The organism is Nostoc sp. (genome assembly GCF_036917655.1).
Classification (GTDB): Bacteria; Cyanobacteriota; Cyanobacteriia; order Cyanobacteriales; family Nostocaceae; genus Nostoc.
On record NZ_JBALCY010000074.1, the window covers coordinates 341,857 to 353,663 of the forward strand.

General features: G+C 43.3%; 13 protein-coding genes. 8 read left to right on the forward strand and 5 right to left on the reverse strand.

From position 1 onward, the window contains the following. Positions 1 to 151 precede the first annotated feature (151 nt). Positions 152 to 481: a helix-turn-helix transcriptional regulator gene (locus tag V7K30_RS28550; RefSeq protein WP_335005109.1), complete on the forward strand. Its 330-nt coding sequence runs from the start codon at positions 152 to 154 to the stop codon at positions 479 to 481. Beyond that, a complete protein-coding gene (locus tag V7K30_RS28555; RefSeq protein ID WP_335005111.1) occupies positions 481 to 1,620 on the forward strand; it encodes a PIN domain-containing protein in 1,140 nt (379 codons plus the stop codon). Before V7K30_RS28550 ends, V7K30_RS28555 begins: the two co-directional genes overlap by 1 nt. Positions 1,621 to 1,711: 91 nt before the next feature. Here the strand turns inward: V7K30_RS28555 and V7K30_RS28560 are convergent, their stop codons facing one another. The 3 genes from V7K30_RS28560 to V7K30_RS28570 all read right to left on the reverse strand — a co-directional run bounded on the left by V7K30_RS28560 (position 1,712) and on the right by V7K30_RS28570 (position 3,920). Further along, entirely contained in the window at positions 1,712 to 1,861 is a 150-nt protein-coding gene (locus V7K30_RS28560) for a hypothetical protein (RefSeq protein ID WP_335005113.1), read from the reverse strand. An 83-nt stretch (positions 1,862 to 1,944) separates the two neighbouring features. Continuing rightward, the gene (locus V7K30_RS28565; protein WP_335005115.1) at positions 1,945 to 2,829 is read right to left on the reverse strand and encodes an Rpn family recombination-promoting nuclease/putative transposase; all 885 of its coding nucleotides are present in this window, start codon (positions 2,827 to 2,829) and stop codon (positions 1,945 to 1,947) included. A 254-nt stretch (positions 2,830 to 3,083) separates the two neighbouring features. Continuing rightward, complete coding sequence (locus tag V7K30_RS28570) at positions 3,084 to 3,920, reverse strand: DUF2887 domain-containing protein (RefSeq protein WP_335005117.1); 837 nt, start codon at positions 3,918 to 3,920, stop codon at positions 3,084 to 3,086. A 141-nt stretch (positions 3,921 to 4,061) separates the two neighbouring features. On the opposite strand from V7K30_RS28570, the gene menB reads away from it, so the two are divergent. Continuing rightward, positions 4,062 to 4,895 carry a 1,4-dihydroxy-2-naphthoyl-CoA synthase gene (gene menB / locus V7K30_RS28575; RefSeq protein WP_335005119.1) on the forward strand — a complete coding sequence of 278 codons (834 nt, stop codon included), beginning with the start codon at positions 4,062 to 4,064 and terminating at the stop codon, positions 4,893 to 4,895. Positions 4,896 to 5,021: 126 nt separating this feature from the next. Here menB and V7K30_RS28580 read toward each other — a convergent pair whose 3' ends face one another. Beyond that, positions 5,022 to 5,336, reverse strand: a complete 315-nt coding sequence (locus V7K30_RS28580) for a hypothetical protein (RefSeq protein WP_335005121.1) — start codon at positions 5,334 to 5,336, stop codon at positions 5,022 to 5,024. Between the two features lie 467 nt (positions 5,337 to 5,803). Continuing rightward, a complete protein-coding gene (locus V7K30_RS28585; protein WP_335005251.1) occupies positions 5,804 to 6,343 on the reverse strand; it encodes a DUF721 domain-containing protein in 540 nt (179 codons plus the stop codon). 85 nt (positions 6,344 to 6,428) lie between these two features. Here V7K30_RS28585 and V7K30_RS28590 point away from each other — a divergent pair, with 85 nt between their 5' ends. The 5 genes from V7K30_RS28590 (at position 6,429) to V7K30_RS28610 (ending at position 11,704) form a co-directional block, all read left to right on the forward strand. Further along, positions 6,429 to 7,787 (forward strand): hypothetical protein, encoded by a 1,359-nt coding sequence (locus V7K30_RS28590; RefSeq protein WP_335005123.1) that lies wholly within the window; start codon positions 6,429 to 6,431, stop codon positions 7,785 to 7,787. A 261-nt stretch (positions 7,788 to 8,048) separates the two neighbouring features. Next, on the forward strand, positions 8,049 to 8,804 hold the full coding sequence (locus V7K30_RS28595) for a PspA/IM30 family protein (RefSeq protein ID WP_335005125.1): 756 nt from the start codon (positions 8,049 to 8,051) through the stop codon (positions 8,802 to 8,804). Positions 8,805 to 8,966: 162 nt separating this feature from the next. Then, positions 8,967 to 9,743 (forward strand): PspA/IM30 family protein, encoded by a 777-nt coding sequence (locus V7K30_RS28600; protein WP_335005127.1) that lies wholly within the window; start codon positions 8,967 to 8,969, stop codon positions 9,741 to 9,743. Positions 9,744 to 10,094: 351 nt separating this feature from the next. Continuing rightward, positions 10,095 to 10,433, forward strand: coding sequence for a thioredoxin family protein (locus tag V7K30_RS28605; protein ID WP_335005129.1), 339 nt, complete (start codon positions 10,095 to 10,097; stop codon positions 10,431 to 10,433). Between the two features lie 47 nt (positions 10,434 to 10,480). Next, a complete protein-coding gene (locus V7K30_RS28610; protein WP_335005253.1) occupies positions 10,481 to 11,704 on the forward strand; it encodes an LL-diaminopimelate aminotransferase in 1,224 nt (407 codons plus the stop codon). Positions 11,705 to 11,807 lie beyond the last annotated feature (103 nt).

The following is an 11,807-nucleotide window of genomic DNA, read 5'->3' on the forward strand; positions in this document are numbered from 1 at the left end:
CTTGGTTAAAAAATTAAGCCTAAAAAAACTAAGCCTTGATTTTTTAGGTATAAACACAATTTAACCTAAAATTGGCAGGTTAACAAGTATTGCCTAAGTTTTTTTAGGGAAAAATGCTAAAATAGGAGTAGTAAGCACAATAGGTAAGTGTATGGAACACATGAAAGCAGTCTCACGACTGGCTATACTCCGTGAAAAAGAAAACTTAACCCAGCGCCAGCTAGCTGACCTCTTAGAGATTACTGAGAATACGGTCGCCAATTGGGAAACAGGGAGGAGTAGTGTGGAATGGATTGATAGAGTAGTCAAACTGTGCAAAATTTTTGCTTGCACACCAGAGGAGCTTATTGAGTATGTCGCAGATACCAAACCAGTAAAAACAGATTCTTTGGCAGAAATACGTGCCCGCTTAAATCCTCCTAAAATAGTCCCGCTAAACCACCAAAATCGTGAGCAATCTTCGGAGTCGAGGGCGCACTAATGATGAAGGTGATACTTGATGCTGACTTGCTAATAGATTATCTACTACTACAACGAGAAGAAGTAGAAAAGTTAGAAAATATTATCGAAAATCAACAATGTCAACTTTTTATCACACAATCGGGGTTTGATAAAATTATTTTATTAGCAGAGAATATATATTCACCAGAGATAGCTAAAAAATGGATATCTGCCATACACAAAAACATCACAGTCTGCTCTATAAACTATGAATTAAGTGAGCAAGCCAACTCACTCAATCTGATAGACTTTGAATCTGCGTTAGAGATTGCCTGTGCAATATCTATGAGGTTTAGTGCAGTCCTCACACGTAACCCTCAAAATTTTGATGGCATAGACTTTCCTATCTGCTTATTAGATAATTTTCCAACACGCTTACAGTTGGATAAATGTCTATATTTTCCATTAACACTTAATTTTTTAGAAAGTCAATATTTATCGAATTTAGATACACCTTCGTTTCATCCTTTGGAGGTTGTAGGTATTATGGAATATAGAATTAGAAACTCGATAACTACAGTAATGGATTTTTTTGTACTTTTAAAAAAAGAAGTTTGTCAAGATATAACTTACAAAGAGTTGGGGGAAAAATATAAATACTCTGAGAGCAAAATTATTAATATACTGTCAGATTTACAAGTTTTTAAAATGGTGACAGTTGAACATGGCAAAGTCAGCATAATACAAAGCTTAACAAATTCAGACAATATTGCTATAGCTAATTATTTAGCTATACTTCTCAATCAACATGTTGTAGTACAAAAAATTTATAAACAACTCAAACCAAATGAAGTTTTTAGTAGAGAATATTTGAAGACTTTAATAAAGCAAGTATATCCTGAAGATAAGTATAAAAGTAAGCCGTTTAAAAATTATTTACCACTACTGTTTGAGATATATCCTGATTCAATTGCTACGAAGTCAGCAGGAGATTATGTCAGCAGAATGCTAGGGTGGTTATTATTTACGGGGATACTAGAAAAAAACAATAAGGAGACAGTCACAATACCCATAAAGGCAAATGAAGGGAAGCAGAAAGGAAAGTTATTAGAAGAAAATGCAATTCAACAGCTAGAGGTAGATATGTCTATCCAGCAGCTAAATCTGTTTCAGAATTAGATTCAAAGTTCGACTACTGAACAAGATTTGATACTCTCTTGCCTTGAATAAATCACACTCTTGCATTCTTCTCTTCGCCTCTGCGTGAGATTTACCTTTTGCTTGACTTTGTAACCACCCTTCCAAGTCCGCGATCGCAGAAAAATCCAAATCTCCGTTTTAACTCTCGGAAGACGAGCGATCGCACTCTTTCTTCCACCGCTTCCTGATATACCCGCGTTTCTTCCAGTTTTTCATTCATCAAAGCTTTGTAGCTATGAGAATTTTACCGGAGTGCGTAGGCGTAGCCCACCACAGGTATCGCCTTTCTCCTCTGCGTGAAATTTACCCTCTTGGCTGACCTTGTAACCACCCTTCTAAATCAGCAAGAGTAGAAAAATCTAACAAAGCATCACCTAAAGCTTCCAACTGTTCCACCGATAACCCTTGAATCTGAGACAGAAGCGCATCAGGAATATTACCCACACGCCGATTTAATTGTCGTAAAACCATCGTTCTTTCTCCTTCAACCTTTCCTTCCTCTCGTCCTTCCTCTCGTCCTTCCTCTCGTCCTTCCTCTCGTCCTTCTTCCTTAGCTTCCACAATCGCTCGTGGTTCTTGCAAATTCAGTCCCAACATCGCTTGAATCTCCTCTCGACTTAGGTTAGAAAACTTGTAGACGATAATCGTCGTAACTAAATCAATTATCGCTTGCTCCGATTGTTGCCGTGCTTGCTCCAGCAAAAACCGCGCCCCTTCAACTGCTTCCGTTTCCGAAGTAACATTTGTCAGCAACATCAAACCCAATCCTAAAGGTTGTTGTCGCAAATCTCCCAACTCATCCAGATAAACCCGCCTAACTTGACCACTTTCCAACAAAGCGCGGTGAATCATTGAGTTGGAAGGTTCAAGACTGCGATCGCCAAAAATTATTACCCCAAACCAGTCATCATAACGGATTGAGTGGCGGTAGAGAAACAAAAACAACTCACTAAAGAAGCGGTGATATAAGTCTTCGTCTTTCTGAAACTGCACTTCTGCAAAAAAGACGGTTTTGGAAACTGCATTAGCCGGAGGTAAAAACACTCCATCAATCCGAAACGCCGTTTCTTTGACTTCAACTGATTCAAACTGGTAGTTTTCCGCTTCTGCGGGTGGTTCATCTACTAATTCAAACAGCAAACCGGGAAATTGCTTAAATAATTTATAGAAAATGGTGTCACGTCGCATTTTTATTCCTCAACACCCAGACAATTACCAGATTGTAAAGTCTTGAGACACCAATTTTAGCGTAGGCGTAGCCCACCGCAGGTATCGCACTCCTCCACCGCTTCCTGATATACGTGCGTGTCTTCCAGTCTCAGATTCATCAAAGCTGCAAATGCTTCTTCACTTCGGATTTGTAGCTATGAGAATTTTACCTGAGTGCGTAGGCGTAGCCCACCGCAGGTATCGCCCTTTTTGTTTGCGCCTTTTCGTGAAATTTACCCTCTTGGTTGACCTTGTAACCACCCTTCCAAATCAGCAAGAGTAGAAAAATCCAACAAAGCATCACCTAAAGCTTCTAACTGTTCTAGCGCCAACACCTGAATCTGGCGCTGAAGTTCATCGGAAATTGCACCGACTCGTCGGTTTAACAGCCGGAGAACGAGCGATCTTTCTCCTTCAACCTTGCCTTCTTCCTTCGCTTCCAGAATAGCCCGTGGTTCTTCCAAATTCAGTCCCAACATCGCTTGAATCTCCTCTCGACTCAGGTCAGAAAACTTGTAGACGATAATCGTCGTCACTAAATCAATTATCGCTTGCTCCGACTGTTGTCGTGCTTGCTCCAGCAAAAACCGCGCCCCTTCCACTGCTTCCCTTTCCGAAGTAACATTTGTCAGCAACATCAAACCCAATCCCAAAGGTTGTTGTCGCAAATCCCCCAACTCATCCAGATAAACCCGCCTGACTTGACCACTCTCCAACAAAGCGCGGTGAATCATTGAGTTGGAAGGTTCCAGGCTGCGATCGCCAAAAATTATTACCCCAAACCAGTCATCATAACGGATTGAGTGGCGGTAGAGAAACAAAAACAATTCGCTAAAGAAGCGGTGATATAAGTCTTCGTCTTTCTGAAACTGCACTTCTGCAAAAAAGACGGTTTTGGAAACTGCATTAGCCGGAGGTAAAAACACTCCATCAATCCGAAACGCGGTTTCTTTCACCTCAACTGATTCAAACTGGTAGTTCTCCGCTTCTGGGGGTGGTTCATCTACTAATTCAAACAGCAAACCTGGAAATTGCTTAAATAATTTATAGAAGATGGTGTCACGTCGCATTTTTATTCCTCAACACCCAGACAATTACCAGATTGTAAAGGCTTGAGACACCAATTTTAGCGTAGGCGTAGCCCACCGCAGGTATCGCTTGTCCCTACGTCCGCGATAAAATTCTCAAGCACAACAGCGCACTCCATAACAATGCAAATTAACTGGGAAACTGCCAAAACCTACGAAGATATTCTGTATCAAAAAAACGATGGCATCGCTAAAATCACCATCAACCGTCCCCATAAACGCAATGCTTTCCGTCCTGAAACTGTCTTTGAACTGTACGACGCTTTCTCTAATGCTCGTGAAGATACTACTATAGGTGTTGTCCTATTTACTGGATATGGCCCACACACTGATGGTAAATATGCTTTCTGTTCGGGTGGCGATCAAAGCGTGCGCGGACATGCAGGTTATGTGGACGAAACTGGTATTCCCCGGTTGAATGTGCTGGACTTACAACGCCTGATTCGTTCCATGCCGAAAGTGGTAATTGCTTTAGTAGCTGGATATGCGATCGGTGGTGGACATGTCCTACACTTGATTTGCGACCTCACCATCGCTGCCGATAACGCCATTTTCGGACAGACTGGCCCCAAAGTCGGCAGTTTCGACGGTGGTTTTGGAGCCAGCTATCTTGCCCGCATCGTGGGGCAAAAAAAAGCTAGAGAAATTTGGTTTCTCTGCCGCCAATATGATGCCCAACAAGCTCTAGAAATGGGTTTAATTAATTGCGTCGTCCCAGTCGAACAACTAGAAGCGGAAGGTATTCAATGGGCGCAGGAGATTTTGGAAAAAAGTCCGATCGCAATTCGGTGTCTCAAAGCCGCCTTCAATGCTGATTGTGACGGACAAGCTGGTTTACAAGAACTCGCTGGCAATGCCACCCTACTCTATTACATGACAGAAGAAGGGTCTGAGGGCAAACAAGCGTTTCTCGAAAAGCGTCCACCAGATTTCCGCTCTTTTCCTTGGTTACCTTAAAATTGCAAAAATCGTACCTCACTAAAGGGTGCGATTTTTGTAGATGTCAACTTTTACAGCACTAAAAATCTTAAAAACAAATCTTATTTTAAGCAAACTACAACTAAGTCCAGTAATAATGAATGACTAAATAACCACTGCTTTAGTCTTTACCTGTTCAGATACAGAGGCAGCTGTTTCCTCTACAGGGGCAAGAGCAGCATTGTCTAAATCTGAGGCTAGAGATTGAGAAGATGTTAAAACTGGAGCTGCATCTGGCAAACTCCAAGCATCTTCCAAGGTTTCCCAAGAAGGTGCAAAAGGTGGGAGCGCCAAAGAGCAAGCCTTCCAAGTTGCTTGAACTGGTGCTCCCAACTGCTGACACATTCCACCACGGCGACCCTCTGGCTGATAATGACGGCAATATCTACAGGCAGATGTTAAAAATTTAATAGGTTTCATTTTGATTCATCTTTAGTGCCGTTTCTGGCTTAAGTTCACCCTTCTATTTTGCTTCTATATATAAAGAGGGAGAAAAGCCAAAAAATCATTATTTTATATAGGTTTCAGCGATCCCAAGGTAAAAATAAGCTTCAGGATATTTTTATAATCTTGTTATATATTTAAATAATTATTAGAGTGATTACCTATGTATTTTTTGCTAAAACTTATTAGGGATCAAGACTAAAAGTAAAGCTTTTGATTTATCCAGCATTTTAACTTCCTCCTTAAGATAGCTTAAAGCAGAGATTTTAAGATATATAGTCTGCTTTGCATACGACATTCGATAGATTTTAGCAGGAAAATATATTTTTTCTCAAAAATTAGAACTATTTTATGTGATAGCAGCAAGTTACTTCAGGATAAATTCTGCTCAATGAATAATCGCTAAACTATTTTGCTTTCAATTTAGGTCAGGACTGACTCCTTCAAAACTGTTTAGCAGCACAGACAGAACAGACTGCCCAGCGCTGGAGTTCGCCGGGTGGGGTGGGAGATTGACATTGGGGACAAAGGGGTAAGCCATGCGATCGCGATCGCATGATCTTAGCCCAATTCCCAAAAGCAGCATTTACATCCTTAGTGGATATAACATCAGGGCGGCTAATCTCCTCACCAAGGTAACTGGGATGCTCATCGGGCGAAACCGTTTGTTGCTGTTTTCTCTCCACAGATGGATTCTGCCAGCCAGCAGTAGAGAAGCGAATATCAACCAAAGGTGTTGGCAACTTTTGATTCAACTTTAAAAGCAGAGACGAGCGACCAAAAGTCAGGTTTTGCGCCCAAGCAGCACTAGAAGTTGCTACCCACAAAACATCGCGCTGAATTGATAATGGTCGAGTATGTACGGCAACCACTGGCCCAACAACTTCTGCCCAAAACTTGAGCAGGCGTTGAAATGGTTGCTCCTGCCATTTAGCCTGCTTTTCCAGAACGCCTAAAATATCATTAATTGATTTCAACGACATCATTCTATTTAGATAATTTCCGCTAATATTGTCACAAATATATCTAAAGTTAATTCCAGCAATCTACGTTTGAGGCACAGAGGCAATGACTCAAAACCCCCTAAACGATTCCGATACTCAATCGTCTAAAACACCTGGGTTGAAACCAGCACTAGCAGCAGCACTAGCGAGTTTAGAGGTGCCGCTAGATCAAGAGTTAGCTCGATACCGACGCACGCGAACTGGTTTGGTGTCATCGAACCAGCCCCGTATTGCAAGTTACATGAGCAGTCAACCCCAGCCGTTGACTGCCATTCCGACAACATCAGGCACAACTCAGTCATCAGCAACAAAAATTAAAACAAACGTGCCGCCTGCATCTGTACCCGTAAATCATCAGGTAACCCCAGCGCCAGCTACGGCAATTGACGTACCATCCGCATCTTTAGCTGTGAATCCTGAGATTAAACCAGCGCCAGCTACGGCAAATACCGAGGAACTAAATAATCTTAATGTTACCTCCAACTCAGATTCTGCTAAAACACAAACTCAATTTCCACCACCCCCACCCAACTTTACTAGCAGCATCGTGCCAGCAGTCGTTAAAGATACTAAGAGCGAAAATCTCTTGCAGCCAGATGACACCCTTAAGCAGCCAGATGACTATTTGGAATCTAGTGAAGCACTGTTGCGAAGTCTGACAGAAGAACAACCAGAAACCAAGAAGCCAAGCAATTCTAGCGACAGTCTGCTATCACCTTTGGGTATCGGCTCGATGTTGCTGTTATTGGTAGCGAGTCTTACCTTGGGTTATGTAGTGTTCAATCCCAAAAGCTGGTCACAATGGAATTTAGGCAAATTGTTTAACGGGAACTCGTCTCCCGCATCAGAAAATACTGAAGAAGTTGGGAGTAATGTCCAACCTCAGATCCAGCCACCAAGCAGTTCTATACCCAAGTATCCCAATCTAGCAGCTGAAGAGTTTCCTGAGGTGAGAGACCCCAATGATGTAGTTGGCTTAAAACCCAAAGTCCAACCAACCCTCGCAGTAGTGCCTAATCTAGCCGTTCCCCAAAACCCCACAAATCCTCAAGCGGCATTGCCTGCCCCCAACACAGCCCTAAAACCAACAAATCCAATCGCTTTAGCACCAGTACCGACGGTACAGCGCTTACCTCTCCTAAATTTGCCTCCCACTTCAATGGCAAAAACCTCGCCCAAGCCAATCGCAACCTCACCAAAGCCAAATGCAGAAATCAAACCAGGAACAGATGGGTTCTATCATGTAGTGATAGATAATAAAGGCGCGGCTTTTGCCTCAGCCCGGCAAGTAGTTCCCGATGCTTATTTATCACCCAACAAAGAATTGATTTATCTCGGTGCTTTTAAGACTAAAGAGCAAGTAAAACAACAGATGCAACTGTTACAGGCGAAGGGAATCAAGGCACGGGTTCAGCAGCCATGAGTTGCAAAAATCTACGATACCATGAGATAACAGTCCTGAGTCATGAGTGCTGAGTCCTGAGTCAAGAGTGAAGAGTGCTGAGTATTAGAAACAAAATCTTGCTTGTTTACGACCCTACGACAAAAATTCTTATACTCAGGACTCTAACTGGGCATTCAGAACTCCATAAGTACCATACTACAAAAATTTTTATACTTAGGACTTTAACTAGGCACTCAGCACTCAGCATTCTGCATTGAATTTCGTGAATGGAGAGCCGATATGGAATTAATCAAGCGTATCCTGCGGGTGATTCGCGCTAATCTCAATAGTTTGATCGGCAGTGCAGAAGATCCAGAAAAGATTTTGGAGCAAGCTGTTCTGGAGATGCAGGAAAATCTGGTGCGGCTGCGGCAGGGTGTAGCACAAGCGATCGCTACCCAGAAACGCACCGAACGACAGGCAGCCGCTGCCAACTCTCAAACAGAAGAATGGTATCGCCGTGCCCAATTGGCGCTGCAACAAGGCAACGAACCTCTAGCACGCGAAGCTTTGACTAAGCGCCAAGCTTATAAAGAAACCACTACAGCCCTTTCCAACCAGATAGAGCAGCAAAACGATATAGTAGCTAGGCTAAAAAAGGATATGCGATCGCTAGAGTTAAAAATTGCCGAGGCGAAAACAAAAAAAGATATGTATATTGCTCGCGCCCGTTCTGCGGAAGCGTCTTATCGCCTCCAGGAAATGCTTGGCCCAGTTTCTGCCACCAGCAGTCTGAGTGCCTTTGAGCGCATGGAAGAAAAAGTTTTGCAAATAGAAGCTAAATCAGAAGCAATAGCCCAACTCGGTAGCGACGACTTGGAAACACAATTTACTTCCTTGGAATCTACTAATAATGTGAATGCCGAATTGGCAGCGATGAAGGTGCAGGTTTTAAACCAGGCAGAAAACACACAGCACAACAGTCTCCTCAGTGAGGAGAACCCGAAGCCAGTGCAGCCTCCCCAACAGCAGTTACCCAAAATCCAGGACTCTTGAAGTTCGGCTAATTACCCCAGTTTGGAGATATCTTAAAAATTAAGAGTTGTTAGAAGGTACTGATTCAAACCGGAAAGATTACATTGAAATAGGTAGCTATTAAAAAGTAAAAAAGCTAACTGTCCAACAAAAAGCGTAAACCACACAAGGAAAAACAAAGTTATGGGATTATTCGATCGCATTAAGCGAGTAGTTAGTTCTAATCTCAACGACCTGGTTAACAAAGCCGAAGACCCCGAAAAAATGCTAGAACAAGCCATCCTGGAAATGCAGGAAGACTTGGTTCAGCTGCGTCAGGGAGTAGCCCAGACGATCGCCGCCCAAAAACGCAGTGAGAAACAGTATAATGATGCCCAAAATGAAATCAATAAGTGGCAACGCAATGCCCAACTGGCGCTGCAAAAAGGTGATGAGAACTTAGCACGACAAGCTTTAGAGCGCAAGAAGACTTATACTGACACCAGCACAGCCCTCAAAGCTAGTTTGGATACGCAAAGCACTCAAGTTGAAACCCTCAAACGCAACTTAATCCAGCTGGAAAGCAAGATTTCTGAGGCTAAAACCAAGAAAGAAATGCTCAAAGCTAGAATTACTACTGCCAAAGCCCAAGAGCAACTCCAAGGCATGGTGCGGGGGATGAATACCAGTAGTGCAATGTCTGCCTTCGAGCGGATGGAAGAAAAAGTCTTAATCCAAGAATCCCGCGCCCAGGCACTAGGAGAGTTAGCAGGAGCAGATTTAGAAACCCAATTTGCCCAGTTGGAAGGTGGTAGCGATGTTGATGATGAGTTGGCAGCTCTGAAAGCGCAAATGTTACCACCCGCTACTCCAGTAAATCAACCCAAACTACCACCGCAACAAGAAACTACTGCTCCTAAGTCTAATGAGGTGGTTGATGCCGAGTTGGATTCCCTACGCAAGCAATTGGATCAACTGTAAAATTTGCAGAAAACTTATTTGAGCCAGTCCCACGCCTGTTGGCTGTGGGATTTTGCGTCATTAGTCAACCAATTTTGGATTTTGGACTTCGGCTTCTCTACAAGACGCTGCGCGAACGCTCAGTCGAACGATTTTGGATTGAAAGAGACCACGTTAGCGTAGCGGGACGTTCGCGGTAGCGTCTCGCAGAGAAGCCCAGGACAGGGCATGAATCAAAAAATCTAAAATCTAAAATCTAAAATCTAAAATTCACAGTCCTAATAACTATGAATTATTGACTATGGACTATTGACTACTTTGGGATAAAGTATTGTGTGTGCCAAGTTTGATCGCCACCTGATGGAGACTGCAATGAGTAAGGCTGTAATCACAACCATAACTGATGCTGAGTTTGAAACAGAAGTGTTAAAAGCCAAGCAGCCTGTATTAGTTTACTTTTGGGCTTCCTGGTGTGGGCCTTGTCAATTGATGCCGCCCGTGATTAACTCAGCTGCTAGCAAATATAGCGATCGCCTCAAAATCGTGAAAATGGAAATTGACCCCAACCCACTCACTGTTAAGCAGTACCAAGTGGAAGGCGTGCCAGCCCTGAGACTATTTCAAGGAGACAAACTATTAGAATCTACTGAGGGAGTCATCAGCAAAGAAAAATTACTCGAACTCTTAGATACGCACTTAAATAGTCAATAGTTCATAGGCTATAGCTAATGACCAATGACTAATGACTAATGACTAATATGCAATTTGCAAAGCGTTTACAACCCCTACAATCTAATGTATTTGCTGATATGGACAGAGCCAAGGCAGTCGCTTTGGCAGTTGGACAACAAGTAATTGATTTGTCGTTGGGGTCTTCTGATTTACCAGCCCAGGCACATGTCATCGAGGCGATCGCCCAATCTCTTGGCGATCGCACTACCCACGGCTATCTGTTGTTTAACGGTACCCTTGGGTTTCGCCAAGCCGCAGCCAACTGGTACGAACAAAAATTTGGCATCAAAGTCAATCCCGAAACTGAGGTACTACCTCTAATTGGTTCTCAAGAAGGCACCGCCCATTTACCCCTAGCGATACTCAATCCCGGAGATTTCGCTCTGTTGCTCGATCCAGGTTATCCCTCTCACGCCGGGGGAGTCTACCTAGCTAGTGGTCAAATCTACCCGATGCCACTACGGGCAGAAAACGGTTTTTTACCAGTGTTTGCTGATATTCCTGCCCCTGTCTTGGCTCAATCGCGGATGATGGTATTAAGTTATCCTCACAATCCCACAGCTGCGATCGCTCCAATATCATTCTTCCAAGAAGCTGTCGCCTTCTGTCAGCAACACAATCTCGCCCTAGTTCACGATTTCCCCTACGTAGATTTGGTATTTGAGGAAAATGGGGAGGGGGTAGATTCTTCTCCCAATCTAAAATCCAAAATCCAAAATCCAAAATCCCTGGTACCCTCGATTCTACAAGCTGATCCAGAGAAAAGCGTCTCTATTGAATTTTTCACCCTTTCCAAGTCCTACAATATGGGCGGCTTCCGTATTGGCTACGCCATTGGTAATGCCCAGTTAATTAACGCCTTACGCCAGGTAAAAGCCGCTGTTGATTTTAATCAGTATCGGGGAATTTTGAATGGTGCGATCGCAGCTCTAACTGGTCCTCAAGTTGGGGTAAAATCTGCTGTCGCCACTTTCCAGCAACGCCGTGATGCTTTCATCACTGCTTTACACCACATTGGCTGGAATGTTCCCACTCCTAAAGCCACAATGTACATCTGGGCAAAGTTGCCCTCACCTTGGAGTCAAAACTCCATAGAATTTTGTACCCAATTAGTTAAACAAACTGGTGTAGCCGCTTCCCCAGGTGCTGGCTTTGGCAAATCTGGAGAAGGGTATGTCCGGTTTGCCTTGGTACATGAGCCACCTTTGTTAGAAACTGCTGTGGAAAGAATTGCCCAGTTCCTTCATTGATAGGACTTACGCAGAAGAGATCCCCCAACCCCTTAAAAAGTTGGCTCTTTCAGATCCCCCCCTTAAAAAGGGGGGTTAGGGGGGATCGAGGTTTCAGGTTGTC

What these genes read in the sequence shown, in the direction of transcription:
- V7K30_RS28555 (WP_335005111.1), top strand. Translation starts at nt 481, where the DNA reads ATGATGAAGGTGATACTTGATGCTGACTTGCTAATAGATTATCTACTA.
- V7K30_RS28590 (WP_335005123.1), top strand. Translation starts at nt 6,429, where the DNA reads ATGACTCAAAACCCCCTAAACGATTCCGATACTCAATCGTCTAAAACA.
- V7K30_RS28565 (WP_335005115.1), bottom strand. Translation starts at nt 2,829, where the DNA reads ATGCGACGTGACACCATTTTCTATAAATTATTTAAGCAATTTCCCGGT.
- menB (WP_335005119.1), top strand. Translation starts at nt 4,062, where the DNA reads ATGCAAATTAACTGGGAAACTGCCAAAACCTACGAAGATATTCTGTAT.
- V7K30_RS28595 (WP_335005125.1), top strand. Translation starts at nt 8,049, where the DNA reads ATGGAATTAATCAAGCGTATCCTGCGGGTGATTCGCGCTAATCTCAAT.
- V7K30_RS28560 (WP_335005113.1), bottom strand. Translation starts at nt 1,861, where the DNA reads ATGAATGAAAAACTGGAAGAAACGCGGGTATATCAGGAAGCGGTGGAA.
- V7K30_RS28585 (WP_335005251.1), bottom strand. Translation starts at nt 6,343, where the DNA reads ATGTCGTTGAAATCAATTAATGATATTTTAGGCGTTCTGGAAAAGCAG.
- V7K30_RS28600 (WP_335005127.1), top strand. Translation starts at nt 8,967, where the DNA reads ATGGGATTATTCGATCGCATTAAGCGAGTAGTTAGTTCTAATCTCAAC.
- V7K30_RS28580 (WP_335005121.1), bottom strand. Translation starts at nt 5,336, where the DNA reads ATGAAACCTATTAAATTTTTAACATCTGCCTGTAGATATTGCCGTCAT.
- V7K30_RS28550 (WP_335005109.1), top strand. Translation starts at nt 152, where the DNA reads ATGGAACACATGAAAGCAGTCTCACGACTGGCTATACTCCGTGAAAAA.
- V7K30_RS28610 (WP_335005253.1), top strand. Translation starts at nt 10,481, where the DNA reads ATGCAATTTGCAAAGCGTTTACAACCCCTACAATCTAATGTATTTGCT.
- V7K30_RS28605 (WP_335005129.1), top strand. Translation starts at nt 10,095, where the DNA reads ATGAGTAAGGCTGTAATCACAACCATAACTGATGCTGAGTTTGAAACA.
- V7K30_RS28570 (WP_335005117.1), bottom strand. Translation starts at nt 3,920, where the DNA reads ATGCGACGTGACACCATCTTCTATAAATTATTTAAGCAATTTCCAGGT.